General features: G+C 62.6%; 23 protein-coding genes. 5 read left to right on the forward strand and 18 right to left on the reverse strand.

Going from position 1 to position 26,487, the window contains the following annotated elements:
• Window positions 1-210 precede the first annotated feature (210 nt).
• Together J3364_RS21590 and mqo are read right to left on the reverse strand one after the other, a co-directional pair.
• On the reverse strand, window positions 211-1,944 hold the full coding sequence (locus J3364_RS21590; protein WP_349560217.1) for a carbohydrate-binding module family 20 domain-containing protein: 1,734 nt from the start codon (window positions 1,942-1,944) through the stop codon (window positions 211-213).
• 277 nt (window positions 1,945-2,221) lie between these two features.
• Window positions 2,222-3,733 carry a malate dehydrogenase (quinone) gene (mqo, locus tag J3364_RS21595; RefSeq protein ID WP_349560218.1) on the reverse strand — a complete coding sequence of 504 codons (1,512 nt, stop codon included), beginning with the start codon at window positions 3,731-3,733 and terminating at the stop codon, window positions 2,222-2,224.
• Window positions 3,734-4,003: 270 nt separating this feature from the next.
• Here mqo and nhaD point away from each other — a divergent pair, with 270 nt between their 5' ends.
• Window positions 4,004-5,254: a sodium:proton antiporter NhaD gene (gene nhaD, locus J3364_RS21600; RefSeq protein WP_203142694.1), complete on the forward strand. Its 1,251-nt coding sequence runs from the start codon at window positions 4,004-4,006 to the stop codon at window positions 5,252-5,254.
• Between the two features lie 14 nt (window positions 5,255-5,268).
• On the opposite strand, the gene J3364_RS21605 is transcribed toward nhaD, so the two are convergent.
• Complete coding sequence (locus J3364_RS21605; RefSeq protein WP_349560219.1) at window positions 5,269-6,024, reverse strand: lysophospholipid acyltransferase family protein; 756 nt, start codon at window positions 6,022-6,024, stop codon at window positions 5,269-5,271.
• Between the two features lie 217 nt (window positions 6,025-6,241).
• Here J3364_RS21605 and sorT point away from each other — a divergent pair, with 217 nt between their 5' ends.
• The 3 genes from sorT (at window position 6,242) to J3364_RS21620 (ending at window position 8,596) form a co-directional block, all read left to right on the forward strand.
• Window positions 6,242-7,450 carry a SorT family sulfite dehydrogenase catalytic subunit gene (gene sorT, locus J3364_RS21610; RefSeq protein ID WP_349560220.1) on the forward strand — a complete coding sequence of 403 codons (1,209 nt, stop codon included), beginning with the start codon at window positions 6,242-6,244 and terminating at the stop codon, window positions 7,448-7,450.
• Complete coding sequence (sorU, locus tag J3364_RS21615; RefSeq protein WP_349560222.1) at window positions 7,450-7,797, forward strand: SorU family sulfite dehydrogenase c-type cytochrome subunit; 348 nt, start codon at window positions 7,450-7,452, stop codon at window positions 7,795-7,797. The genes sorT and sorU overlap by 1 nt, the downstream gene beginning before the upstream one ends.
• Window positions 7,798-7,969: 172 nt before the next feature.
• The gene (locus tag J3364_RS21620) at window positions 7,970-8,596 is read left to right on the forward strand and encodes a Rossmann-fold NAD(P)-binding domain-containing protein (RefSeq protein ID WP_349560223.1); all 627 of its coding nucleotides are present in this window, start codon (window positions 7,970-7,972) and stop codon (window positions 8,594-8,596) included.
• A gap of 96 nt (window positions 8,597-8,692) precedes the next feature.
• On the opposite strand, the gene msrB is transcribed toward J3364_RS21620, so the two are convergent.
• Both msrB and msrA read right to left on the reverse strand, forming a co-directional pair.
• On the reverse strand, window positions 8,693-9,121 hold the full coding sequence (gene msrB / locus J3364_RS21625) for a peptide-methionine (R)-S-oxide reductase MsrB (RefSeq protein WP_349560224.1): 429 nt from the start codon (window positions 9,119-9,121) through the stop codon (window positions 8,693-8,695).
• Between the two features lie 11 nt (window positions 9,122-9,132).
• Complete coding sequence (gene msrA / locus J3364_RS21630) at window positions 9,133-9,780, reverse strand: peptide-methionine (S)-S-oxide reductase MsrA (RefSeq protein WP_349560226.1); 648 nt, start codon at window positions 9,778-9,780, stop codon at window positions 9,133-9,135.
• Window positions 9,781-10,034: 254 nt separating this feature from the next.
• On the opposite strand from msrA, the gene J3364_RS21635 reads away from it, so the two are divergent.
• A complete protein-coding gene (locus J3364_RS21635; RefSeq protein WP_349560227.1) occupies window positions 10,035-11,009 on the forward strand; it encodes a metallophosphoesterase in 975 nt (324 codons plus the stop codon).
• A 190-nt stretch (window positions 11,010-11,199) separates the two neighbouring features.
• Here the strand turns inward: J3364_RS21635 and J3364_RS21640 are convergent, their stop codons facing one another.
• The 13 genes from J3364_RS21640 to J3364_RS21700 form a co-directional block, all read right to left on the reverse strand.
• Window positions 11,200-11,655, reverse strand: coding sequence for a CDP-archaeol synthase (locus J3364_RS21640; protein ID WP_123636165.1), 456 nt, complete (start codon window positions 11,653-11,655; stop codon window positions 11,200-11,202).
• A 35-nt stretch (window positions 11,656-11,690) separates the two neighbouring features.
• Window positions 11,691-13,070, reverse strand: coding sequence for a class II fumarate hydratase (locus J3364_RS21645; protein WP_349560229.1), 1,380 nt, complete (start codon window positions 13,068-13,070; stop codon window positions 11,691-11,693).
• A gap of 201 nt (window positions 13,071-13,271) precedes the next feature.
• Window positions 13,272-13,556 (reverse strand): hypothetical protein, encoded by a 285-nt coding sequence (locus tag J3364_RS21650; RefSeq protein ID WP_349560230.1) that lies wholly within the window; start codon window positions 13,554-13,556, stop codon window positions 13,272-13,274.
• A 129-nt stretch (window positions 13,557-13,685) separates the two neighbouring features.
• Window positions 13,686-15,446, reverse strand: coding sequence for a PAS domain-containing hybrid sensor histidine kinase/response regulator (locus tag J3364_RS21655; RefSeq protein WP_349560232.1), 1,761 nt, complete (start codon window positions 15,444-15,446; stop codon window positions 13,686-13,688).
• Window positions 15,430-16,593, reverse strand: coding sequence for an alcohol dehydrogenase-like regulatory protein ErcA (gene ercA, locus J3364_RS21660; protein ID WP_349560234.1), 1,164 nt, complete (start codon window positions 16,591-16,593; stop codon window positions 15,430-15,432). Before ercA ends, J3364_RS21655 begins: the two co-directional genes overlap by 17 nt.
• Window positions 16,594-16,681: 88 nt before the next feature.
• Window positions 16,682-18,532: an alpha/beta hydrolase family protein gene (locus tag J3364_RS21665; RefSeq protein WP_349560235.1), complete on the reverse strand. Its 1,851-nt coding sequence runs from the start codon at window positions 18,530-18,532 to the stop codon at window positions 16,682-16,684.
• A 1-nt stretch (window position 18,533) separates the two neighbouring features.
• Complete coding sequence (gene pqqE, locus J3364_RS21670; protein WP_349560236.1) at window positions 18,534-19,688, reverse strand: pyrroloquinoline quinone biosynthesis protein PqqE; 1,155 nt, start codon at window positions 19,686-19,688, stop codon at window positions 18,534-18,536.
• On the reverse strand, window positions 19,654-19,920 hold the full coding sequence (gene pqqD, locus J3364_RS21675; RefSeq protein WP_123636172.1) for a pyrroloquinoline quinone biosynthesis peptide chaperone PqqD: 267 nt from the start codon (window positions 19,918-19,920) through the stop codon (window positions 19,654-19,656). The genes pqqE and pqqD overlap by 35 nt, the downstream gene beginning before the upstream one ends.
• A complete protein-coding gene (gene pqqC, locus J3364_RS21680) occupies window positions 19,917-20,675 on the reverse strand; it encodes a pyrroloquinoline-quinone synthase PqqC (RefSeq protein WP_349560238.1) in 759 nt (252 codons plus the stop codon). The genes pqqD and pqqC overlap by 4 nt, the downstream gene beginning before the upstream one ends.
• A complete protein-coding gene (gene pqqB / locus J3364_RS21685) occupies window positions 20,672-21,604 on the reverse strand; it encodes a pyrroloquinoline quinone biosynthesis protein PqqB (protein WP_349560239.1) in 933 nt (310 codons plus the stop codon). The genes pqqC and pqqB overlap by 4 nt, the downstream gene beginning before the upstream one ends.
• Before the next feature lie 67 nt (window positions 21,605-21,671).
• Window positions 21,672-21,743, reverse strand: coding sequence for a pyrroloquinoline quinone precursor peptide PqqA (gene pqqA / locus J3364_RS21690; protein ID WP_007153157.1), 72 nt, complete (start codon window positions 21,741-21,743; stop codon window positions 21,672-21,674).
• A 463-nt stretch (window positions 21,744-22,206) separates the two neighbouring features.
• Window positions 22,207-23,727: an acetaldehyde dehydrogenase ExaC gene (exaC, locus tag J3364_RS21695; protein WP_349560240.1), complete on the reverse strand. Its 1,521-nt coding sequence runs from the start codon at window positions 23,725-23,727 to the stop codon at window positions 22,207-22,209.
• A gap of 304 nt (window positions 23,728-24,031) precedes the next feature.
• Window positions 24,032-25,810 (reverse strand): PQQ-dependent methanol/ethanol family dehydrogenase, encoded by a 1,779-nt coding sequence (locus J3364_RS21700; RefSeq protein ID WP_349560241.1) that lies wholly within the window; start codon window positions 25,808-25,810, stop codon window positions 24,032-24,034.
• Between the last annotated feature and the right edge of the window lie 677 nt (window positions 25,811-26,487).

The following is a 26,487-nucleotide window of genomic DNA, read 5'->3' on the forward strand; positions in this document are numbered from 1 at the left end:
TGCAATATCGAGCCCAATTACTGACACTGTCATTGGCCCCCTCCTTATGGCTCTCGTTGAATTGTTCGCACGATCAACCATGGCACATCGATGCCGAAGAGTGGGAGGGGACCATCCCATCAGCTACGCCCTCAAGTTGGCTGGGCCATGTAGCCGACGCTTCAACTTCGGTGGGCCCATCAGGACCCTAAAAAAGCTTTGACGACGGCCTCAAAAACTCGCCGTCGCGGTCACGGACGACCCGGCGCTTTGCCCGGCCAGTGTGTTGTTACTGCCACTCTGCCAAACCTGATCCTGCGACGGATCGCTTTCGTCCCGTTTGAGGCATTTCCACTCGACATCAGTCTGCGCTGGAATACCCACATCGCCCGCCCAGGTCGGGTAGTTATCCGCGGACAGGATGACGGCGGAAACCGGATCCCAGTTGCCCAGTTCGGCGATGTTGCCGGTCACGTAGACACTCTGGCCCAGCGTCGTCGTTCCGTTCTGGCACTGGAAGGTCACCGTCACGTCCGCACTGCCACCGCTGCCGGAACCAGTGTCCGAACCGGAGTCAGAGCCATCGCACGCGGCGCCGGTATGCAGTGCCGCCGCTTCCATGCCGGGCACATTCAAGGTGACCTGACCACCGGATACGGTTACACAGGCGTTGTCGCCGGCCACGTTGTGGTAGCTGCCGTCCGGCATATTGGTGGTGAACGTGCGGCTCAGGTCACTGTTCTCACGGTTGATCACGACGAAACCGACGCTGCCCCGGCCGAAGGCGATCTGGTTGTTGCCGTTGTCCCACCAGTGGTTGACGCCGGTGCCGTCGGTCTCGTTACGGAAGGCCACCATGTTGGCGATCGACGACCAGCGGTGTTCACAGATCCAGTCGCTGCCGCACTGGGCCTCGCCGTTCTGGTAGACGCTGCTGGACGGCGGCCCCTGGTCGCTGTCGGAGAAGGCGTAGCTGGACATTACTTTGGGATAGCCGTACGGCCAGGCCAGCATGAACACGTTGGCCAGGTTGTAGAGCGCACCGTCCTTGTAGGTCAGCACGTTGCTGCCGCCGGCGCCATGGCCCCGCTGGTTGTCGTGGTTGTCGGTGAACACCACGGCGTTCTGGCTGCCGATAAAGCCCCAGTCCTCGCCAAAGTTACTCAGGTAGGACAGCTGCTGGTTCTTGAACACGTCGCCGATGTTGGCGCTGTATTTGAACTCGGTGACGTCGCCCTGGCCGGTGTATTCCGACGAGCTGATCGCCTCGCCCCCCAGGTCGATGACTTCCTGGAAGGTGTAGATATTACCGTTGAGCCGCCCCAGGATGCCGCTGATGTCCCCCGGGGCCATGTGCTTCGCGGCGTCAACGCGGATGCCCTTCACCCCGAGGTTGATCATGTTATTGATGTAGTCCGCCACCGTCTGCTGGACATAGCTGGCGCCGGTATCCAGGTCCGGCAGCCCCACCAGCTGACAGTTGCGCACCCGCCAGGCGTCGCTGCTGTAATCGCCGCTGTTGATAGTACAGGTGTCGTGGAAGTCGTTGCTGCTGTAGATGGGATAGGTTTCGCTGCTGCTGTCGTAAGACGAGCCTGCGGTGCCGGTCCCGCTGCCGTTCGCCATGTGGTTGAATACGGCATCGGCGTAGATATCCACACCCACGGCGTTACAACGTGACACCATATTGGCAAAGGCGGCCGCGTCGCCGCTGCGGCTGTTGAGCTGGTAGCTTACCGGCTGGTAGCGGGTCCACCACTGACTGCCCTGGATATGCTCCTGGGGTGGCGATACCTGGACGGCCGAATACCCCTTGGGCCCGAGGAAGTTCTCACACTCCTGGGCCACATCGTCCCAGGACCATTCGAACAGCTGAACAAAGACCCCGGCATGGGCCTGTGAAGCCGCCCCCAACAGGAGAAAAGCGGCGGCCAGCCATGGCAGCCGTTGCTTGACGTGTTTCATTGTTCGCTCCTTTCGCCTCCCATTCCGGAGACGCTTCTTGTATTTGTTTTGGAAGACGACATCCCTCGGCCAGCCCGATGGACAAACCGCGGCGAATGTCAGGAGTCACTGTGCGCCGGTCAATAATCCACCAACAACATCCACCGGTGGTGGATTCAGGGCGTAGGAATGGGGAGGACAGAGATCGATTGGCGGGGTAATGATTAGAAAAGCGACAGGTTTCAGGAAAGGCGAGACCCCGGCGCCGGTGATTCCGGTACCGGGGATCGGTGCGGCCTTAAGCCTCTTCTTTTTCGCTTTCTTTCAGCTTGTTCAGTCCGAGCGTGGCCAGCGTGCGGCTGCGAACGGTGTTCAGCAGTTCGGCATCGTCCACCAGGGACTGGCCGTAAGACGGGATCAGCTCGCGGATCCGTGCCTGCCATTCCGGCGTCTTGAGACGATCGCCGAAGCAGCGTTCCAGGACGTCCACCATGGCGTTCACCGCCGTAGACGCACCCGGGGAAGCGCCCAGCAGGGCTGCCAGGGAGCCGTCTTTGGCCGCCACGATCTCGGTGCCGAATTCCAGCTTGCCGCGACCGTCGTCGGATTTCTTGATGATCTGGACCCGCTGGCCGGCGGTCTGCAATTTCCAGTTCTGTTCCTGCGCATCCGGGAAGAAGTTACGCAGGGATTCGATCCGGGCGTTGTGAGACTGGAACACTTCCTTGATCAGGTAACGGGTCAGGTCCATGTTGCCCTTACCCACCTGCATCATGGGAACGATGTTGCCACCGCGAACCGACGAGAACAGGTCAAACACCGAGCCCTGCTTGAGGAACTTGGTGGTGAACCCGGCAAACGGCCCGAACAGCAGGGCCGGCTCGCCATTGATGATGCGGGTGTCCAGGTGCGGCACCGACATCGGGGGCGCACCCATCGGCGCCTTGCCGTAGACCTTGGCGTGGTGACGCTTGACCACATCCGGCTTCTGGCAGACCAGCCACTGGCCACTGACCGGGAAACCGCCGTAACCCTTGCTCTCTTCGATCTCGGATTTCTGCAGCAGCGGCAGCGCACCGCCACCGGCCCCCAGGAACACGAAACCGGCTTCGATCTTCTTGGTCTCGCCGGTGTTTTCGTCCTTCAGGCGAACCTTCCAGCGGCCGTTGTCGCGCTGTGCCAGCGTCTTCACCGGATGATTCAGCAACAGTTCGAAGTTGGGCTGATCCTTGAGGAAATCGACCATGCTCCGGGTCAGGGACCCGAAATCCACGTCGGAGCCGTGCTTGACCCGGGTCGCCGCGACCGGCTGGTTGGGATCCCGGTTGCTCATGATCAACGGCATCCACTCACGCAGGGTGTCGGCGGACTCGGTGAACTCCATCTCCCGGAAAAGGTGATGGTTACTGAGCTTCTCATGCCGCTTGCGCAGGAAGGCCACGTCCTTCTCACCCCAGACAAAACTCTCGTGCGGAGTGGGGTTGATGAACTTGGAGGGCTCCGGAAGGATGTTCTTTTCGACGAGGTACGACCAGAACTGGAGTGACAGTTCGAACGACGCGTTGATATTCAGCGCCCGTTCAATCTGCACGTCGCCGTCATCGGTTTCCGGCGTGTAGTTGAGTTCACAGTAACCGGCGTGGCCGGTACCCGCATTGTTCCATCCGTCGGTGCTTTCATGGGCCACGTGATCAAGACGTTCCACCATGACGATGTCCAGGGACGGATCAAGCTGCCTGAGCATCATGCCGAGAGTGGCGCTCATGACACCACCACCGACCAGCACGACATCTGCCTGTCTTGCAGTCATTAGCTTGCTACCTTCAATCTGAGGTGATCGAAAATGTTACATAATTATTTTGAGGCGCCAATTATCCGTATTTTTGACGCAAGATGAAATTGCTTATAGCAATGGGTACGAAATTCGCATGATCAAAGCAATCATTCCGGTAGCTTATCAAATGCCATCCGAGTAAAATCGCCGGCTTCGCCGAGCTATCTGCCCCTAACAAGAACAGAATCGGCACTCCCCTTACACACCATTATTCCTGTTAAACAGCCTGCGGATGGTTTGTCCTTTATGCATTGGTTGGAATTTGTCCTGATCAGCTTCGCCATTTTGGCGCTTCTCGGCGTGATCTTTGAGGAGGTCACCCACGTTAACAAAGCCAAGGTCACCCTGTTTTTCGGCACCCTGTCCTGGCTCATGCTCTTCCTCTTCAGCCCGTCGGAAGGCCATACCGAATCGGTCGCAGAAGGATTGGCGGAGAGCATATCCGAAATCGCCAGCCTGTGGCTCTTCCTCGTGGCCGCCATGACCTTTGTGGCCTATTTGAACAAGAAAGGCATGATCGAAAACCTGATCTATCTGATCATGCCCAAGCGCATCAAGGAGAATCATCTTCTCCTGCTGACCGGGCTGTTCTGCTTCATCTTCTCGTCCCTGGCGGACAACATTACCGCCACCCTGGTGTCCTGCGCCCTGATCCTGTCCCTGCATCTGGACCGGAAAAAGCAGGTCCGATTCGTCACCCTGGTGGTCTTCGCGGTCAACTCGGGCGGCGTGTCGCTGATCACCGGCGACGTCACGACGCTGATGATCTTCCTGGCCCACAAGGTCGAAATCCTGACGCTGCTGGCCCTGGCCGTGCCGGCCGCCTTCGGCGTCTTCCTGCTGGCCCTGCTGCTGTCCCGGGGCATGCACGAAGAGGTGGTGCTGGTTCACGAGCGCAACGACGTGCGCCGTGTGGACGTCATCATCGCCGTGCTGTTCCTGTCCACGATCATTGCCACCATCGCCTGCAACGTGCTGTTCCAGGTGCCGCCGGTGCTGATGTTCCTGTTCGGGCTGTCGGTCATGTTCCTCACGTCCCGTTTCCTGAGTACGGATTCCGACCTGGACCCGATCATCGAGTACGTGCGCACCATCGAGTTCGATACCCTGTTCTTCTTCCTGGGGATCCTGCTGATCGTTGGCATGCTCAAGGAAATCGCGGCACTGGGCAGCTTCGTCGAGGTCTACCATGTGCTGCCGCCGATCGCCGCCAACTACTTCATGGGGATTTTCTCGTCACTGATCGACAACGTGCCGCTGACCGCCGCATTGCTCAAGGCGGGGATCGACATGACGCCGGGTGAGTGGCTGGGATTGACCTATTCGGTGGGTGTGGGCGGCTCCCTGCTGGTGATCGGTTCCGCAGCGGGTATTGTCGCCATGAGCAAGATCCCGGGGCTGACCTTTGCCAGCTACCTGCGCTACAGCCTGTTCCTGCTGGTCGCCTACACCATTGGCTACGGCGGGGTTTACCTGCTCGGCCTGTTCCTGCACTGACGCCTGGCCGGGCGTCAGACCCGGCCTCGCTCCCGCTCGATCCGCCGCCGGACTTCCGCCATCAGCTCGGGCAACTGCTCGCGGCTGTATTGGCGGCTGTCCAGCGGCTCGCCCACACAGAAATCCACCTGCTGGCCCAGGTTGATGTGCCAGGTGCGTGCCGGTAACACCCGCTCATTGCCACGAATACCCACCGGCACGATGATCGCCTGGGTATCCAGCGCAAGGTGAAAACAGCCTTTCTTGAAACGGCTCAGTTCGCCGTCCGGGGAACGCGTGCCTTCCGGCGCAGCCCACAGGACAATCCCGCTTTCCATCATAGCCTTGGCCCGCTCCAGATCCGCCAGGGCGCGATCATGGTTGGAGCGATCGACGGACGGGAATTCGGCCGCCCGCATCGCCGGCCCCAACAGGGGAATGCCGAACATTTCCTTCTTCGCCAGCATGCGGATCGAACCCGGCAGGGCCACGAAGCTCAGCGGAATATCGTAGTGACTGGCGTGGCTGCAGAGGACGATGTAGCGGCGTCCGTCCTCGAAATCCGGAATGTCGCCCCGCACCCGCAGGTTGACCCGCACCAGTCTCAACAACAACGCTGACCAGTCGCGGCAATAGCGGTCCACCTTCTCCCGTGTCAGGCGCCCGGTGAGCGACCGCAGCAGGACCAGGGTCGAATAAAGGGCGGTCACACCGACCGAACCGACAACGACCCCGATGCGTCGCATCAGCGTGGCGGATTCGGCAATGGGATTAACGGTCAGACGGATCATCGGCCGGGATACCTCACGTTCACGAACATCTACCAGCGGCGTCCACCGCTGTCGCAAGGGGCAACATATTAGTCCCTCCGCCAATAGCCGAATAGTCTAAAGGTCATCTTGATCACTTTTCGAACAGGAGCTAAAGACACAGTATGGCCCGTGCCCAGGGAGCTGTTGAGCCGGCCACTCGACATGGTGAGATCTGACAACGACAAGGAGAACGGCCATGGTCACCCTGAACCGGTTCAACAGCGATCTCCCCCGACTGACCCGACGCCAGATGCTGGCGGGTAGTGTCGGCACCCTGGCTTCCATCGGTCTGTCCGGGATACCCCTGCGGGCCAGCGGCGACACGGCCCCGATTCCCGATTTTATCAAATGGAAGAAGACTGACGCGCTGATTATCCACAGCGAGAAAACGATGGAGACCCGGCGCGACGCCATCGACATGAGCGTCATCACGCCCAACAACATTCTGTTTGTCCGCAACAACCTGCCCACACCGTCGGAAAGCGTCGTCGCCGACCCGGATGCCTGGGAGGTCAGTTTCAGTGGCGTCAACAACCCGCGCTCACTGACCGTCGGCGAACTCAAGCGGCTGGGCGTGGAAACCGTCGCCACCGTCCTGCAGTGCTCCGGCAACGGCCGTGCCTTCTTTCCCCATGGCGCCAGCGGCTCCCAGTGGAGCGTGGGTGCCGCCGGCTGCGTGCTCTGGACCGGCGTTCCCCTGCGGCAGGTGATCCAGGACCTGGGCGGTCCGGTGTCCGGCGCCCAGTACATCACCAGTACCGGCGGTGAAGAACTGCCCGCCGGCCTGGATGCCGACACCGTAAAAGTCGAAAGGTCCGTCCCGCTGAAAGCGCTGGATGTGGCCCTGCTGGCCTGGGAACTGAATGGCGAGCCGCTGCCGCTGACCCATGGCGGACCGCTGCGCATGGTGATTCCCGGCTACTATGGCGTCAACAACGTGAAGTACGTGAAGCAGGTGGCCTTCACCGATGTGCAGTCCACCGCCAAGATCCAGGTTTCCAGCTACCGCATCCGCGATGTAGGTGAGAAAGGCAGTCCCGAACAGCCGTCGATGTGGGAAATGAACGTGAAATCGTGGATCACCGGACCGCTGGAACAGGCCAAGTCCGGGCCGCAGATCATCCACGGCGTGGCCTTCGGCGGGGCCAGCGCGGTGAAAAGCGTGGAGGTGTCGCTGGACAACGGCAAGAACTGGCAGGCCGCCGAGTTCGTCGGCCCCGATCTGGGTCGCTATGCCTGGCGCCCCTTCATGATCGCGGCCAACCTGAAGCCCGGCGAATACCGCATCGTCAGCCGGGCGACCAGTGCCGAAGGCATTACCCAACCCCGGGAGCGGCGTGACAACGAGCGGGGGTACGGCCATAACGGCTGGGACGATCACGGCATCACGCTGACCGTCAGCTGATGGCCGCAACCATGACCGCCGGCGCGGGTGGTCCTGCTCGCTGGGTTCTGCTGGCGACCGCCTTCCTCCCGGGCACAGTCCTGGCCGACGGGGATCCCTCAACGCTGGGTCGGCGCGTGTTCACCGAGCTGGCCCAGCCCTCGTGCGGCCTGTGTCATACGTTGCAGGATGCGGGCACGACCGGTCAGATTGGTCCCAACCTGGACACCCTGAAACCCACGCCGGAACAGGTGGCCACCGCCGTGCGCGGAGGTGTGGGCATTATGCCGGCGTTTGCGGAGAGTCTGTCGGAAGAAGAGATCAACGCGGTCGCCCAATACGTGGCCGGGGTAACCGGTGGTGACTGAAGAGAAAAAAAGCATCGTCCCTGATGCAGATGAGCTCCTTGCCACATTGGCTATCACCACAATGCAGTCGTTGCTGACTTCAATGTACGACGTCCACATGACAACCGGATGACAACCAAAACGCATTTCAGGTATGCCATACTCGGGCCACACCGCTTTCTGGAGCAAAACCATGGAATTGCTGCTGCTCGGCGCCACTGGCGCAGTGGGTCGGGAAGTACTGGAACTGGCCCTCAACGACCCATCCATCCCGACCGTGACGGCACCCACACGCCGCCCCCTGACGCCTCACGAAAAACTGCACAACCCGGTGGTCGATTTCACCATGCCATTGCCCGCCGCCGGTTGGTGGAAAGCCGACGCCCTGCTCTGCTGCCTGGGCACCACGATCAAGAAGGCGGGCAGCCAGGCGGCCTTCCGCGCCGTGGACCACGACCTGATTCTGGAAGCCGCCCAGAAGGCCCACGATTACGGCACGCCGGTGATGGTGCTGAATTCATCCCTGGGGGCCAACAGCGCCAGCCGCAACTTCTACCTGCGCACCAAGGGCGAAACCGAAGACGACCTGCGCCGGATCGGTTTCCGACGTCTGGCGCTGGTTCGTCCTTCGCTGATCGACACGGACCGGGAAGAAGCCCGCTTCGGGGAAAAAGCCGGCCTGATCGCCAGCCGACTGCTGCGCCCGATCATTCCGGCGCACTACCGCGCCGTGTCAGCGCGCTCGATCGCGCGGACCATGCTGGATTCGGTGCTGGGCAGTGATGGGGTGCGGGTGATCGAGTCGGAAGAGATTCGGTAGGAAGCGGCACAAACTTAAGCCGTAGGTTGGGCTTCCTGCGTCAGCCCAACCTACAACCGAAGGTGCCCGGTGGGACACCCCGGCCGCAGATCGACGTTATTCGCCCTTCGGCACAAACGTCATCGCCACAGAATTGAGGCAATAACGCTGACCACTCGGCGGCGGGCCGTCCGGGAAGACGTGGCCCAGGTGGCTGTCGCAACGCGGGCAGCGGATTTCCGTACGCATCATGCCGGCACTGTGGTCTTCCAGGTAGCGGATGTGGTCCGGATCGAACGGGGCAAAAAAGCTCGGCCAGCCGGTTCCGGAATCGAACTTGTGTTCGGAGTTGAACAGCGGCAGATCGCACAGGCGACAGTGATAAACGCCGTCCTGCTTGTTATCCAGCAACGTGCCGCAGAAGGGATGCTCGGTACCGTGGTCCAGCAGCACCTTGCGCTCTTCGTCGGAGAGGCCTGCGGCCAGTTTATCGATGTCGTCCGGGTTCAGCGGGGTCAGATCATAACCTGCGTCGGATGTGGGCATGGCCAGGCTCCTTAAACGGAATCGTCGTTGTATTCGGGTTTCAGCCGGTCACCAAAGCGGTCGCGCAGTTTTTCCATCTTGGGCGCGGCGACCGCCATGATATACGGCTGGAACGGATTACGCGCGGCAAAGTTCTGGTGATACTCCTCGGCCGGGTAAAAGGCCTCCAGCGGCTCCAGGGTGGTCACTACTGGTGCATCATAGACTCCGGCGGCATCCAGCTTGCGGATATAGGCCTCGGCCACCTGTTTCTCGGCGTCGGTCGCATAGAACACCGCGGATCGGTACTGGGTGCCCCGGTCGTTGCCCTGACGGTTGAGCTGGGTCGGGTCGTGGGCTACCGAGAAGAAAATCCGCAGCAGCTCGCCAAAGCTGGTTTTCGCCGGATCGTAACGGATCTCGATCACCTCGGCGTGCCCGGTATTCCCGGTGCAGACCGCCTCGTAGTTGGCGGTTTCCGCAGCGCCTCCGGCATAGCCCGACATAACGGCCTTGACGCCATCCACGGCGAGATAGACCGCCTCGGTGCACCAGAAGCAACCACCGCCGAAGACCGCCCGCTGCTCACCGGCATCGGCCGGCAGCTCCAGATCGGTATCCGGTTCGGGAAACCGGCTGCGCGGGACGTTCATACCCGGCAGATCACAGGACTGGCTCATGATTCCTCCTGACGCTCATTGGCGCATTACAATGCGTTGACCTTCTATTTTGTGGGCTAACGCGGGGATTTACCAATCGCGGAAGTCCCCCATTGTTGGCCGGTATGCCTGCGACATGTCGATCCCTTAACGGTTCCGCATTTACCCCCGGTGCCGGGCGCGCCATACTGAAACCTCTCCTGTGCGGTTCCAACCGTTCAGGGGCACGGCATATCCATCGCACGACACGAAAAAAGCGACGCAAGGAGCGGACAATGACCCGTGCGGCTCCGGACACCCAACACCCGGACGATCTCCTGGAATACCGCCTTTCCCTGCGACTGGGCCCGGTTCACGCCCGCCAGCGACTGGGGATCGAAAGGGAATTCGAATCGCGCCTGATCGACCGCAACGGCCATTTTTGCCACGTGGAAAAATGGTATTCCCTACACGGCCTGATCCGCGCCTGCCTGCGCATCAGCGGCATGCTTGAGCGCGCCGAGAACAACGCCCGGCGCATGCGCACCATCGATAACCGCTTCGTGATTCCGCACCTGCCTGCCGCGTTCGAAGGCTACCGCATCCTGCAACTGACCGACCTGCACGTGGACATGGACGACGCCATGCTGGAGGCCATCATCGAACACGTGGCGGGCCTGGATTACGACCTGTGCGTGCTCACCGGCGATTACCGCAAGCTGACCTGGGGGCCGATCGAAGCCAGCCTGGACGGCATGCGCCGCCTGCGCCAGGTACTCAAGGGCACTCCGATCGGCGTGCTGGGCAATCACGACAGCATCCGCATGCTGCCGGCCCTGGAGGACATGGGTTATCAGATGCTGCTGAACGAATCCATGGCGATCGAACGGGGTGGCGCCAGGTTCTACCTGGCGGGTGTCGACGACGCTCACTTCTACAAGGTGCACAACCTGCAACGCGCCGCCGAGGACATCCCTCCGGGTGAACCCTCGATGCTGCTTAGCCACACTCCGGAAATCTGGCGCGAAGCGGCTCACGCCGGTTACGACCTATTCCTCTGCGGCCACACCCACGGCGGCCAGATCTGCCTGCCCGGCGGTATTCCGGTGTTGCTGGATGCGGATTGCCCGCGATCGCTCGGCAAGGGTGCCTGGCGCCATGCGGATATGCAGGGCTACACCTCGTGTGGGGCCGGCACCTCCATGGTTCACGCCCGGCTGAACTGCCCGCCGGAGGTGAATATGCATACGTTGACGCGGGGGCCAACCTAGCGGCTTTGGCAGCCTCTCCGCCCATTAAGGACACCGTAGGTTGGGCTGACGAAGGAAGCCCAACACTGTCGCAGAGATCCTAAACGCTCGGTGCCGGGCCAATGTTGGGCTTCCTGCGTCAGCCCAACCTACGTCCGGACAACCGACGCATTGGGGAGGATCGCGCCATCGGCACCACCTCCCAAGCCGATCAATACGGCCGCCGCCGAATCCCCAACCGGTACAACAACGGCGAAAACACCATATCCGCCAGCATGAACAGCAACACGGTCACCACCGTCACCTCCCAGCCGTAATCCAGCCAGAAGGCCCCGAACACCACCGGCAGGATCGCTTCCGGCAACTGGTCGAGCCCGATGGCCTGGGCGCTGGACCGTAAATGACGGCGGCGCTTGATGAAGCTGCTGATCATGTCACCGGTCAGGGCCAAAAAGCCGAACAGTGCGCCGAACTTGCCGCCCAGATCCAGCAACAGGCTGACAATGGTGGTGGCGACGACGCCGATGATCAGCCCCCGCCAGGTCTTGCTGTCCCCCAGCAAGCGCTCGCCGTCTCGCCAGAGCCGACCACCATCGATCGGCTGGTCGCCATGAGCGCCCAGCAGCAACTGCCCCAACACCGGGGAGCCGTTGGCCGCCGTCAGCAATAACAGCAGCTGGAGGACCAGTACAGCGGCGTCAGTCAGCTTTCCAGGCCTCCGCGGGTCAGTTTCAACGGATCAAGGATGCCTTCCAGCTGCTCCCGGGACAGGTCGGTCTTCTCTTCCGCCACATCCAGGATGGAACGACCGCTGGCGTAGGCTTCCTTGGCGATTTCGGCGGCCCGGCTGTAGCCGATTTCCGGATTCAGGGCGGTCACCAGCACCGGGTTCTTGCCGACAGCCTCGGCCAGATGCTCGGTATTGGCCGTAAAGCCGCTAATGGCCTTATCCGCCAGCACCCGGGCGCTGTTGCTGATCAGGTGAATCATGTCCACCAGGTTGGCCCCAACCAGCGGCAGCATCACATTGAGCTGGAAGTTGCCGGACTGGCCGGCCGTGGCAATGGTGCTGTCCAGCCCCATCACCTGCGCGGCGACCATGGCCGTGGATTCGGGAATCACCGGATTCACTTTGCCCGGCATGATGCTGCTGCCCGGCTGCAACGCCGGCAGACTGATCTCCGCCAGCCCATGAATCGGCCCGCTGTTCATCCAGCGCAGATCGTTGGCCATCTTCATCAGGACTACCGCGGCCCCGCGCAGCTGGGCGGAGAAATTCACCGGCGCATCCACCGCGCTCTGGGCAACGAACTTGTGCTCGAGAGACGTGAAATGGAACCCGGTCTGCTCGTTCAGCGCGCCGACAAACCGGTCGGCAAACTGGCTGTGAGCGTTGACGCCCGTGCCCACGGCAGTGCCGCCCTGGGGCAGCGCCAGCAGCTCATCCCGCGCCCATTCGATCCGCTTCTCCACGGCGTGCAGCTGTTCCCGCCAGGTCTGCAGTTCCTGGCCCAGCGTCACCGGCATGGCGTCCATCAGGTGCGTGCGGCCGGTCTTCACGGTCTGCTTGAACTCGGATTCGCGTTCGTAGATGACGCCCTGCAAATGCGACAGGGCGGGTAGCAATGTGGACTCCGCCAGGCTCACGGCGCTTACGTGAATGGCGGTGGGAATCACGTCGTTGGAACTCTGGCTCATGTTGACGTGATCGTTGGGGTGAATCTCGCCACCATCCGCCTTGCACAGGTGGGCGATCACCTCGTTGACGTTCATGTTGGTGCTGGTGCCGGACCCGGTCTGGTAGACATCGATCGGGAACTGGTCCCGGTGCTCACCGGCCAGCAGGGTGTCGCAGGCCTTGAGGATGGCGTCCCGGCGCCGGTCTTCCAGCAGGCCGAGCCGGCTGTTGGCTTCCGCCGCGGCGCGCTTGATGCGAACCACCGCTTCGATAAAGGCCGGCGGCATGGTGCGCCCGCTGACCGGAAAGTTATCCACAGCCCGCTGGGTCTGGGCGCCCCACAGGGCCTCACTGGGGACCTTCACCTCGCCCAGGCTGTCCTTTTCGATACGGAATTCACTCATGGCAGCCTCCTTTCGCTGGAATGGAGCCGGATGGCAACGATCGCCCCGCTCTTCTCTGTCCACGGCGCCGTGGATCAGCCTCTACCTCCTGTCCTTGTTGCAAAAACCTGCGGTTTCAAGCCCCTGCGACCCGAGAAAAGAGGCCTGAGCCGAAAAAACCGGCCAGCCCGTTCCGTAGCATGCGGTCGCCTTCGCGCCGTATCAGCCCTCCGGACTGTGCTTCAGCCGAACATGGTCACAGACACCGGTCACCTGGGAAAAGTTCAGGATCAGGGTATGCACCGTGTTGGTGTAGGTATCGTGCAGGTGGAATTTGAAGCGCTTCTGGGCTTCGCCCTGGAGGAAGGCGTCGTATTCCTTGACCAGTTCCCGTACATCGCCGCCGGAATCCTTGGACCAGGTGGCGTTAAATGGCCCCAGGATCGCCCCGCCGGCCAGGCATACGGTCACTTCATGGTTGGTCAGAGCACTGTCGGAGCTTTGCATGGACACCTCCTCGCTGTTGGCATTCAGTCGGAAGCCGCCGTTCGCGGTCTTATTCCAGAAGTGTAGACAGGAATCCGAGCCTCAGTGATGACAGTTTGCCGTCATCACGGGCCAGCCCGCAATGACGCCTCATGACAACAAGCTGGTGAGCAGCGCCCGTAACCGGTTGGGTTTGACCGGTTTGTTAAGCACCGGGAAATACTGGGTTTTCAGGAACTGGCGGCAGGCGTCGCTGCGGTCGGCGGTAATGATGGCCGCCGGCACATCCTGCTGCAGTTGGCGCCGCACGGCGTAGATGGCTTCGCAGCCGGTGCGGCCATCGTTGAGATGGTAGTCGGCCAGGACCGCTTCCGGTGCCGGGAGATCCACCTGCTGCAGAGCCAGCGCCATGTCGGCGTTTTCAGCGGTCTGGACGTCACAGCCCCACTGCTCCAGCAGCGCCCGCATACTGACCAGGATATCCGGTTCGTTATCGATCACCAGCACCCGTCGGCCGGTCAGGGAATGCGGCTCCATGGCCACGGCCACCGACTGGGCGGCCGGAGCCCGGTGCGCCTGGGCCGCCTGCGGCACGACCACCGTAAAGCGCGACCCCACGCCCGGGCGGGACGTGACCTCGATGCGATGCCCAAGCATCCGCACCATGCGATCGACGATCGCCAGCCCCAGGCCCACCCCCTTGCGACCGCCGGTATGCGGCGCCGTCAGCTGGTGGAACTCGCGGAAGATGTCCTCCAATCGATCGGCCGGAATGCCCACACCGCTGTCCCAGACTTCCAGGTGCAAATCACCGCCCCGGGGCCGGACGTTGAGGAAAACGCTGCCGCTCTCGGTGTAGCGGAAGGCATTGGTCAGCAGATTGCGCAGGATGCGCGTCATCATCCGCGCGTCGCTGTGGATGATCCCCGGGCGCGACCGGACCCGCAGCTGCAAGCCGGCATTGTCCGCCACCGGTTCGAACTCGGTCGCCAGGCTCTGGATCAGGTCCTCGGTGTCGATGTAGGTCAGATCCGGCTTGATCGCCTGCTGGTCGAGCTTGGAGATATCCAGCAGGTCGGCCAGCAAATCCTCGGCGCCTTCAAGGGCACGATGGACCCGGTCGATCAGCCGGCTTTCCTCGACCGGCAGTGGCCGGTCCTGCAGCGTGGACACCAGCAATCGCGCGGCGTTCAGGGGTTGCAACAGGTCATGGCTGGCTGCAGCCAGGTACTTGTCTTTGCTGCGATTGGCCTCTTCCGCCGACTGGATGGCCACCACCAGTTCCGCTTCGATCTTCTCCCGCTCCCCGATCTCACGACGCAAGCCGGCGTTGGCTTCCCGCAGTTCCCGGGTCCGATCCTTCACCCGGGCTTCCAGCTCCAGGTTCAGCTCTTCCAGGCGGCGCCGGGCCTGCTGGCGCTCGGTGATATCGGCGACGAAGGCTTCCACCACTTCCGGGCCCAGGTCGGGACGGCGCAGCAGGGTCAGGGCCACATCCACCACTTGGCCATCGCGGCGGCGCAAACCCAGTTCCCGGGCCCGCACCTGGCCGTCCGACAGCAGGCTCAGACGCACGTGATCAAAATCGTGGACACTGCAGAACAGCTGCTCGCGCAAGCGAACCACCGAGCGCACCAGCTCATCCGACGATTCAAAACCGCACATCTGGGCCATGGCCGGATTGCAGGACAGCAGCCCACCGCGCAGATCCCCTTGGAAAATCCCGTGCAGGGCGTTGTCGAACAGCCACTTGTAGCGGTTGCGCTCGGCCTCCAGTTCCGCAATCCGCTCCAGCAGCGCCGGATAGTGGCTCTTGCGGGCGGAATGACTGCCCAGCCCCAACAGGTCGTCGACACTGTAGTGGCCGCCGGAATCCGGGTCGTGGTGGACCGTGTCAGAGCGCTTCTTCATACACCACTTCGACATCCCGCTGGGACGATTTCCGGGGGTTGGTGACGATGCAAGGATCCTGCATGGCAAAGCCGGACAGGGAGGGGATATCACTGTTGCGTACGCCCAGTTCCGCCAGCCGCTTTTCCAGCCCGACATGGCGCTTGAGCTCGGTGATCCGGCCCAGTAACCGTTCCCGCACCACGGGCGGCGTCATACCGCGGGTGTCGATGCCCATGGTCTCGGCGATGCGCTTGAAGCGGTCTTCACAGGCGGAGAAGTTATAGGCCACCACGTGGTCCAGCAGCATGGCGTTGCACAGCCCGTGGGGCAGGTCGAGAAAACCGCCGAGACTGTGGGACATGGCGTGGACGGCGCCGAGAATGGCGTTGGAAAACGCCAGCCCGGCCTGCATCGAACCCAGCATGATCTGCTCGCGTAACCGGGCGTCCGACGGGTTGGCGATCAGCGGTTCCAGATGCGTGTTGATCAGGCGGATCGCCTCCAGGGCGTGGGCATCGGTGAGCGGCCCGCTGCCGGTGGACACGAACGCCTCGATAGCATGCACCATGGCGTCCACGCCGGTACAGGCGGTGAGGAACGGGTCCATGGTCTGGGTCACTTCCGGATCGATCAGCGAGACATCCGGCACCACCGATTTGGAGATGATGGAGAACTTGAAACGCCGGTTGGGGTCGGAAATGATGGCGAACTGGGACACGTCCGCCGAGGTGCCGGCGGTGGTGGGAATCAGGATCAGCGGCGGCGACGGGATGGTGATCGTATCCACCCCCTCGAATTCCAGGATGCTGCGACCGTGGGCGCTGACGATGCCGATGCCCTTGGCGCAGTCCATCGGGCTGCCGCCGCCGATGGCGATGATCACGTCGCAGCCCGCTGACTTGTACTGCTCGGCACCGGTCATCACTTCTTCCACCCGGGGATTGGGCGACACGCCGGTGAAGGTGTCGTAGTCGAGCCCGGCTTCGGTGAGCAACGTCTGTATTTCCGCGACCCAGCCGGCTTTGGCTACGCCGGGGTCAGAGACCAGGAACACCTTGCGGGCGCCGAAGTTGCTGGCGAAATTGGCAACGGCCTTGCGTGAGCCGGCGCCAAAGACAATTTCCGGTGAGACGAACTTGCGCAGGTTGGTGACATCGTGAGCCATGGTCGAGTCGATCTCATTATTATTGTGTGTCTCCGGCGATCACATCCGCCGACCATTCCAGTTTAACGGAACTCCAGCCGCTCTGCCGCTATGGCTCATTGGCTGCCGCTAGTCGCTCCCGGAAAAACGCCAGGGTCCGCTCCAGCACCACCGCCTGGTTCTCGGCATGGCGAAAGCCATGGCCTTCATCGGCAAAACGAACCACCTCCACCGGCACCCCGCATCGGTGCAGGACATGGGCCATGGCCTCGGTCTGCTCCGGCACCACCACGGTGTCCTGTTCGCCCTGGAAGAAAATCACCGGACTGCGGATGCGGTCGGCCCAGAACAGCGGTGTGCGCTGCTGCCAGATCGTCAACGATTCCCACGGATCCCCCAGCAGCCAGTCCAGATAGCCGGATTCAAAGCGATGGGTCACATGGCGCAGTGACTCCGGGTCGCTCACGCCGAACAGGCTCGCCCCGGCCCGAAACAGGTCCGTCTGCACCAACGCATTAAGCACCGTAAAGCCGCCAGCACTACGTCCCATCACAAAGGCCCGATGGCCGTCCACCGCCCGCTGCCGGTCCAGGTGGGTGACGGCATCGCAGATGTCCTCGTAATCCGCCTTCCCCCACTGCCCCTGCAGCGACATGCGAAAGGCCCGGCCATAGCCGGAACTGCCCCGGTAATTCACGTCGGCCACGGCAAAACCGTGGGACGTCCAGAAGGCCACCTGGGGATCGAACACGGGATAGGCGGCGGACGTCGGCCCGCCGTGGACCCGCATGACCACCGGCGGACGCTGGGGACCAGCGGCCGGCCGGTAGAGGAAGCCAAACACCGACTGGTCGTCCCGCGCCCGGAACGAGAACGGCTCCGGCGGCACCATGGCCCGGCACGCCGGTGTCTGTTCGCCGCCGGCCAGGGTTTCGAGGGCGCCGGACTCCGGATCAATGCGCAGGACACTGTCCAGCGTATCCACGCTGCGGGCAATCACATAGACATAGCCGCCGGCCCCCTGCACCGCCCGGAAATCAGTGTAATGTTCCGCCAGCCGACGCACCATCCGCCCCTGTTCGTCCACCACGATCAGGCCTGGCAGCCCCTGCTCGAAGCAGACGCGCACCCAGCGGTTATTGCCCAGCCAGGCGTAATGGCGCTCATCCAGTTGCCAGGGCGCATTGGCGCAATCCAGGTTATCGAGGGACAGCGAGATCCAGCGGCCGAAATCATCTACCCGGTAGGGCTGCCACCAGCCGCCGTGATCCGACAAAGCGTAGAGCGCATCGTCGACAAAACCGGGCTGCTGGATCGCCGCAGGAACAGCGATGGAGCAGTCTTCCGTGGCCAGGACCGCCCCCTCCGCATCCAGCACCGCCCGCCGCAACCGTGTCTGCTCCCAGGGCATGGCCGGCAGGCGCCACTCGACCCAGGCCAATGCCATGCCGTCCGCCGACAGCGCCGGGCACCCCAGGTTGTCCGGTCCCCGTTCCGAGCCCGCCAATGTCAGCGTGTCACCGCTGTGGACATCGATCGACACCAGGGTCTGCCCGACGCCATAGCCGTCATCCAGATGCTCGCGAACCGCCAGCACCCGGCCCCGGACCGGATCCGCCACCAGGCCGCCATGGCGTGCGGCGGCCACATCGGTCAGCGGTTGAACGACACCGCTCTGGGTGTCGAGCGCCAGGATCTGCTGGTCGCCGCCGTTGACCAGATACACCGTCTGGCCCAGTACGCAGAATGCGCCGCCCCCATAACCGTTGACCTGGCTGCGCACGTTCAGCTCCGTCGGCGTCAGTTGCCGCACATCGCCCTCACACCAGCTCATCAGGCGGGTCTGGCCGGACGCCGGATCCGACTCCAGCCAATAGACGACGTTGTCCACCACGCGCAGGTTGTCCCGCTGGGCATAGGCCGCCACCGCAGCCCGGGCCGAAAGCGGTTCAGCCGGCATGTCAGGCTCGGGCGAAGACGCGCGAATTCCTGGCGTTGCGATAGGTCAGTTCAGCGAGCGGCACCGTTGCGTGATCGGCCGCCCGACGCGCCGCCAGGACGCGGTCATGATGGGGGGATTTACCGCACACCGGGTCGGCGTTGTCGGCGTCGCCGGTGAGGAGATAGGCCTGGCAGCGACAGCCGCCAAAGTCCTTATCTTTTTCGTCGCAGGAACGGCAGGGCTCGGGCATCCAGGCGTCGCCGCGATAATGGTTGAAGCCGGGGCTGTCGTACCAGATCGAGGACACCGACTGCTCCCGCACATTGGGAAACTCGATGGGCAGGATCCGGGCGCTGTGGCACGGCAGCGCGGTGCCATCCGGCGCCACCGTCAGGAACAGGCTGCCCCACCCGTTCATGCAGGCCTTGGGGCGCTCCTCATAGTAGTCCGGGGTCACGAAAATCAGCTTCATCGCGGAGCCGGCCGCGGCCAGACGCTCACGATGCGCGTTGACGGTGGCCTCCGCGGTGGCCAACTGGCCGGCGGAGGGCATCAGCCCTTCCCGGTTCTCGAACGCCCAGCCGTAGTACTGACAGGTGGCCAGCTCCACAAAGTCCGCCCCCAGCTCTTCGCACAAGCGGATGATGTCGTCCATCTGGTGAATGTTGTGCCGGTGGATGACGAAGTTGAGCACCATGGGATAGCCGGCTTCGTGGACCGCGCGGGCCATGGCCAGCTTGTTACGAAACGCCTTCTTCGAACCGGCCACGGCGTCATTCAGCTCCGGGTCGGACGCCTGGAAGCTCACCTGGATGTGATCCAGCCCCGCCTCGCGGAATTGCGCCACCTTCTCTTCGGTCAGGCCGATGCCGGAGGTAATCAGATTGGTGTAATACCCCAGCCGGCGGGCCTCGGCGATCAGCTCGGGCAGGTCGGGCCGAACCAGAGGCTCGCCGCCGGAAAAGCCGAGCTGCGCCGCGCCCATTTCCCGGGCCTCACGCAGCACCCGGAACCAGCTTTCAGTGTCCAGTTCGTCCCGGGTCTCGGCAAAATCCAACGGGTTCGAGCAATAGGGACATTGCAGCGGACAACGGTAGGTCAGCTCGGCGAGCAGCCACAGGGGCGGACCGGGGCGAGGGTTATTCAAGGATGATCCAGTGGCGCTCACGGGCATCCTCCAAAAAGTCGCAGATGTCGGTGGCCAACGGACCGGCATCCGGGAAACGGGCTTCCAGGGCGGCGATGATGTCATCCACCGAGCGCTGACCGTCCACTGTCTCAAGGATAGCACCGGCGCTGGTATTGAGCTTGACCATTCCTTCCGGATAAAGCAGTACGTGGGCCTGCTGGGCCGGCTCCCACTGGAAACGGAATCCTGGGCGCAGGCGCGGTATCCGGGCGTTCATACGTTGAGCCCCCGATGCCATACCTGAGCGTCGGTCACGGTATGAAACGGTGGCGTGTGGTGCACATAGGCCATGGTCAGCGCATCCAGAATAGTCCATAGGATATCCAGCTTGAATTGGAGGATCTCCAGCGCCCGCGCCTGCAGGGCCGGCGTGTTGAAGTGGTCGAGGGTGATGGTCAGGCCGTGCTCCACGTCCCGCCGGGCCTCGCCCAGACGCTTGCGGAAATAGCGGTAGCCGGAATCGTCGATCCACGGATAATGCTGCGGCCAGCTGTCCAGCCGGGACTGATGGATCTCCGGCGCAAACAGCTCGGTCAGCGACGAACAGGCCGCTTCCTGCCAGCTCGCCCGACGGGCGAAGTTGTAGTAGGCGTCCACCGCGAAGCGGACGCCCGGCAGCACGTGGCGCTGGTCGATCACTTCCTCGCGGCTCAGGCCCACGGCTTCCGCCAGGCTCAGCCAGGCCTCAATGCCGCCCGGTTCGGTGCCATCGCCGTCGTGATCCAGCACCCGCTGCAACCACTGGCGGCGCACGTCCGCATCCGGGCAGTTGGCCATGATCGCCGCGTCCTTAAGGGGGATGTTCACCTGGTAGTAGTAACGGTTCGCCACCCAGCCCTGGATCTGCTCCCGGGTACACTCCCCCGCGTACATGGCGCGATGGTAAGGATGATGGATATGATAGTACTGGCCCTTGGCGCGCAGGGCCTGTTCAAAGGCCGCGCGATCGAGCACCGCATGATGTCCGCTCATAGGGAAGGTCCCTCCAGATCCAGGTGCATGCCGTCCCAGGCGACTTCGATGCCGTGCTGATCCAGTACGGCCCGCTCCGGTGAATCTTCGTCCAGGATGGGGTTGGTGTTGTTGATATGGATCAGGATCTTGCGCCTTGCAGGCATGGAATCGAGCAACTCGATCATGCCGCCCGGGCCGCTCTGGGCCAGGTGGCCCATCTCCTGACCAGTCTTGGTGCCAACCTCCCGCTTCTGCATCTCGTCATCGGTCCAGACCGTGCCGTCCACCAGCAGCACATCAGCCCGCCGCATCCAGGTCTTCAGCGCTTCGTCCGGCTGACCCAGCCCGGGCGCGTAGAGCACCGTGGTGCCGCTGGCCTGATCCTCGATGAACAGGCCGACGTTGTCGCCCGGGATCGTCTTACCCCGACGCGGCGAATATGGCGGCGCATTGCTCAGCAATGGCAGCGCGGTGATTCGCAGGGAGGGAGCGGCCGGAATCGTGAACGCCGCGTCCGCGCCACAGGGCATGTCGTGCCAGTTGAGCCCGCCGTTCCAGTGCTTGAGCATGGTGAACAATGGGAAGCCGGTGGAGAGATCCTCATGCACTTCCCGGGTACACCAGACATCCAGGGGACAGCCTTCACGCAGGGTCAACAGACCGGTGGTGTGATCGATCTGACTGTCCATCAGCAGGACGGCGGCGATGCCGGTATCCCGCACCGCCCGGGCCGGCTGCATGGGCGGAAACGCCGCCAACTGGGCACGAACATCGGGTGAGGCGTTGCACAGGATCCAGCGTTCGCCGTCCTCGCTGATCGCAATGGACGACTGGGTGCGGGCATGGGCGTTGAGGGTGCCGCTGCGGACACCGTCGCAGTTCGGGCAATTACAGTTCCACTGCGGGAAGCCCCCGCCGGCAGCGGAGCCGAGGACATGAATCTGCATGGGGGACCTCCGGAACGCAAACGGCCGGCACCGGGCCGGCCGTTTTGTTACTCAATCAACCACGGTCTTACCGGTTCGCGAAGTACATGGTGACTTCAAAACCGATGCGCAGATCCTCGTAAGCGGGCTTGGTCCACATAACCTTTACCTCTTGTTGTCGTCAGTAAATGGAAACCACGCTTTCAGTCTAGGGCGAGTCCAGAGGGGGCCATATGGTACTTTGGAAGGAATTTTCAGGGTTTGGGATGGCTCTTTGGGGGCAAGGCAGGACAAGCCTCCCGGGCCTGGCCAGCGCACTTTATTGTAGCCGACGCTTCAGCTTCGGAGCAGGCGCCAGCCTGCCGATACCCCTCGCAGGTCAACGATGAAAAAGGGCGACTTGCGGCGCCTCCGAAGCTGAAGCGTCGGCTACATGGTTCCGAGAAACCTTTGGGAAGCCCAAAAAAAAGCGGCCCCGAACGGGGCCGCAAACAATGGCAGGAGGACACAGACGCAATCTGTTGGGGTCCGGTCGGAGGGGCCGGACCGTGTTCAGTTGACACCTCCCTGTGTCACCTCGCCTCGTCTACTGACTTCTCAGCCAGTTCGGGTCTCGCCCGGCCTCAGAAGAAGCCCAGCGGGTTGGTGTCGTAGCTGATCAGCATGTTCTTGGTCTGCTGATAGTGTTCGAGCGCCATCTTGTGGGTCTCGCGGCCGACACCGGACTTCTTGTAGCCGCCGAAGGCCGCACCCGCCGGGTAGGCGTGGTAGCAGTTCATCCACACCCGACCGGCCTGGATACCCCGGCCCATCCGGTATTGACGGTTGGTATCGCGGGTCCAGACGCCGGCGCCCAGGCCGAACTCGGTGTCGTTGGCGATCGCCAGCGCTTCCGCTTCGTCCTTGAAGGTGGTGACGCCCACCACCGGGCCGAAGATCTCTTCCTGGAAGACGCGCATCTTGTTGTCGCCCTTGAACAGGGTCGGCTGGATGTAGAAGCCGTTGTTGAATTCAACACCCAGCTCTTCCTTGCCGCCGCCGGTCAGCACTTCAGCGCCTTCCTGCTTGCCGATTTCCAGATAGGACATGATCTTGTCGAACTGTTCCTTACTGGCCTGGGCACCCACCTGCACGTCGGTATCCAGCGGGTTGCCGCGCTTGATGGACTTGGTGCGTTCGACCACCTTGGCCATGAACTCGTCGTAGATGTCTTCCTGGACCAGCGCCCGGGACGGACAGGTACACACTTCGCCCTGGTTGAAGAACGCCAGCACCACACCCTCGACGCACTTGTCGATGAACTCCGGCTCGGCCTGCATGATGTCGGAGAAGTAGATGTTCGGCGACTTGCCGCCCAGCTCGACGGTCGACGGAATGATGTTCTCGGCGGCGCACTTCATGATGTGCGAGCCGACCGGGGTGGAGCCAGTGAACGCGATCTTGGCGATGCGCTTGCTGGTGGCCAGGGCCTGGCCCGCTTCGCTGCCGAAGCCGTTGACGATGTTGATCACGCCCGGCGGCAGCAGGTCGCCGATCAATTCCATCACGACCAGGATGGAGGCCGGGGTCTGCTCGGCCGGCTTGAGCACGGTGCAGTTACCGGCGGCCAGGCACGGCGCCAGTTTCCAGGCGGCCATCAGGATCGGGAAGTTCCAGGGGATGATCTGGCCCACAACACCCAGCGGCTCGTGGAAGTGGTAGGCGATGGTGTTGCCGTCGATTTCGCCCATATGGCCTTCCTGGGCGCGGATGCAGCCGGCGAAGTAGCGGAAGTGATCCACCGCCAGCGGGATGTCGGCATTCAGGGTCTCGCGGACCGCCTTGCCGTTGTCCCAGGTTTCCGCCACGGCCAGCAGTTCAACGTTCTGCTCCAGGCGGTCGGCGATCTTCAAAAGGATATTGGAGCGCTCGGTGGCCGATGTCTGCCCCCAGGCCGGCGCGGCCTTGTGAGCGGCATCCAGCGCCAGGTCGATGTCTTCCGCGGTGGAACGCGGGATTTCACAGATCACATCACCGGTAACCGGGGTGATGTTCTCGAAATACTGCCCTTTCACCGGGGCGACCCATTCGCCACCGATGTAGTTTTCATAGCGGGGTTTAAAGGAGACGACGGAGCCTTCCTTACCAGGTTGAGCGTAAATCATGATAGTGACCTCTCTTGTTATATGGTCGCGACCGCACTTGGACCGCATGAGGCGAATCCTGCGTCTACGATTTCACTCTAGCCAGCACCTGTTGGCCACGAAATGGTTCCTTCGATGCGTCCATCTCGTTATTTGGTAGTAGGAAAAATTCGGCATAAGTTCAAATAAAAAAGGCTCCATCGGAGCCCTTTTCATAAGTGCCGGGATGAAGGCCCGGCATACGCGGCCTGGCGGTTATCCCGGACTTTATTACGGGTCGTTAAGGACCCGCCGCCCAGGATTCGTCACCGGCCACCGCGATAGATCAGCGGCTGGCCACGTTGTCGTTCGGTAGTTTGAAAGTCCAGACCGTACCGCCCTGGTTGAAGTCCTTCACCACCTTGGCCACTTCGCCGCCCCACAGCGGGACCGCGCCGCCCCAGCCGGTGGTAATGGAGACGTACTGCTCGCCACCCATCTTCCAGGTGATCGGCGTGCCGACGATGCCGGTGCCGGTGTTGAACTTGTACAGCTCCTTACCCGTCTTGGCGTCGAAGGCCTTGAAGTAGCCTTCCGGCGTGCCGGTGAACACCAGGTTGCCGGCGGTGGTCATGACACCCCCCCACAGCGGCGCGGTGTTCTCGTAGCGCCAGACTTCCTTGCCGGTCTTGGGATCCATCGCCCGCAGCACGCCGATGTAATCGTCGTGCGCCGGCTTGATGGTGAACCCGGCACCCAGGTAGGCCGCGCCCTTCTTGTAGGAGACCGGCTCGTTCCAGATGTCCATGGACCACTCGTTGGAGGGCACGTAGAACAGCTCAGTGTTCGGGTTGTAAGCGATCGGCATCCAGTTCTTGCCGCCGAGGAAGGCCGGCTGGGCGACAACCACCTTACCCTTCTCGCCCTTCATGTCCGCCGGATCGCCCGGGCGGCCGTTGTCGGTGTAGATCGGACGACCGTTCTCATCCAGGCCCTTGGCCCAGGTGATCTTGTCCACGAACGGGAAGCCGCGGATGAAGTCGCCGTTCTCGCGGTTCAGAACGTACATGAAGCCGTTCCGGTCCGCGGTGGCGGCGGCCTTGATGGTCTTGCCGTTTTCCTTCAGGTCAAAGGAGACCAGCTCGTTGACGCCGTCGTAGTCCCAGCCGTCGTGCGGAGTGGTCTGGAAGTGCCACTTGATGCTGCCGTCGTCCGGGTCGATCGCCAGACGGGAGGAGGAGAACAGGTTGTCACCCGGACGCAGGTGCGAGTTCCACGGGGCCGGGTTACCGGTACCGAAGAACAGGCTGTCGGTTTCCGGATCGTAGGTGCCACCGAGCCAGGTCGCGGCGCCGCCGTTCTTCCACATGTCGCCGGGCCAGGTCTTGCCGGGCGCGCCGCCGGAAATGCCGTTCTCGATCTTCTTGCCGTCCTTGTAGACGTAGCCCATGTGACCTTCCACGGTCGGGCGGGTCCACAGGATTTCGCCGGTGTTCGGGTCGTAGGCTTCGACCTTGCCGACGATACCGAACTCACCGCCGGACACGCCGGTGATCAGCTTGCCCTTGACGATGATCGGGGCCGCGGTGATGGAGTAGCCGGCCTGGTAGTCGGCCACTTTCTTGATCCACACCACCTTGCCGGTGTCTTTGTTCAGGGCGACCAGCTTGGCGTCCAGCGTGCCGAAGATCACCTTGTCGCCGTACAGGGCCACGCCCCGGTTGACCACGTCACAGCAGGGCATGATGCCGTCCGGCAGACGGGCGTCGTACTGCCAGATTTCCTCGCCGGTTTTGGCGTCGATGGCGTACACACGGGAATAGGACGCGGAGACGTACATCACGCCGTCCTTGACCAGCGGCTGTGATTCCTGGCCGCGCTGCTTTTCGCCGCCAAAGGAGAACGCCCATACCGGCTGCAGTTGCTTGACGTTCTCGGTGGACAGGTCGTTCATCGGGCTGTAACGCTGGCCCTGCAGACCCATCCCGTAAGTCACCACATCGTCGACCGTGTCCTGGTCATTGAGCAGGTCGTCGTCGGTGACGCCGGCGGCCTGGACACTCCATGAAACAGCCAGCGCCAGCGCACTGGCGGCAAACTGTTTTCCGAATCGTGTTGCATACATGGTTGCGCTCTCCCATTACTCTTGTTGTCAGATTCAGCAACGAACCGGGAACGTTTCCCGCCTCTCCTGACATTCTTGGATTTGGCAACCTGTGCAACAATTGACCCGCAGACCAAGTTATCTCATCACTTGGTAGTAAGACCCGGTTGGTTGGGGCGGCCCGGGAGCTCGAGCTTGGCCGCCTCCCCCTCTCCCCCACCCTCTCCCTCCAGGGGAGAGGGAGTTTTCACCCCGAGCTATCCGAATGAGCTCCCCTCGCCCCTGGTGGGGCGTAGGCGGACAAGCGAAGCACCGCTTCGCCCGCCGTAGCGCCCGAAGCCTCTGGCGAAGGGCCCGGGCGCGGAGCGGGGGCCGGGGGAGAGGGGGCTGGAGCACGCGACCCGGCAACACAGGTCACACTTTGAACCGGCAACATGGGTTACACCCATTCCCCACACGCCCCCAGGGCCCTACCGGGCCCTCCGAAGCTGAAGCATCGGCTACATGCCCGACCGATCCGACTTCAGTCGGGTAGGTTGGGCTGACGCAGGAAGCCCAACAATAAGCGGGCACCGGACGTTCCCGTTATCTCGGGCACGCTTGGAGCATGGGGCCTCAAAAACCGGCTTGGCCGGTATTGAATGAGATTGGTCGCAAACCCGGTTTGTTGGGCTTCCTGCGTCAGCCCAACCTACGTC

This window comes from Marinobacter sp. NFXS9, assembly GCF_040148665.1.
Lineage (GTDB): Bacteria > Pseudomonadota > Gammaproteobacteria > Pseudomonadales > Oleiphilaceae > Marinobacter_A > Marinobacter_A mangrovi.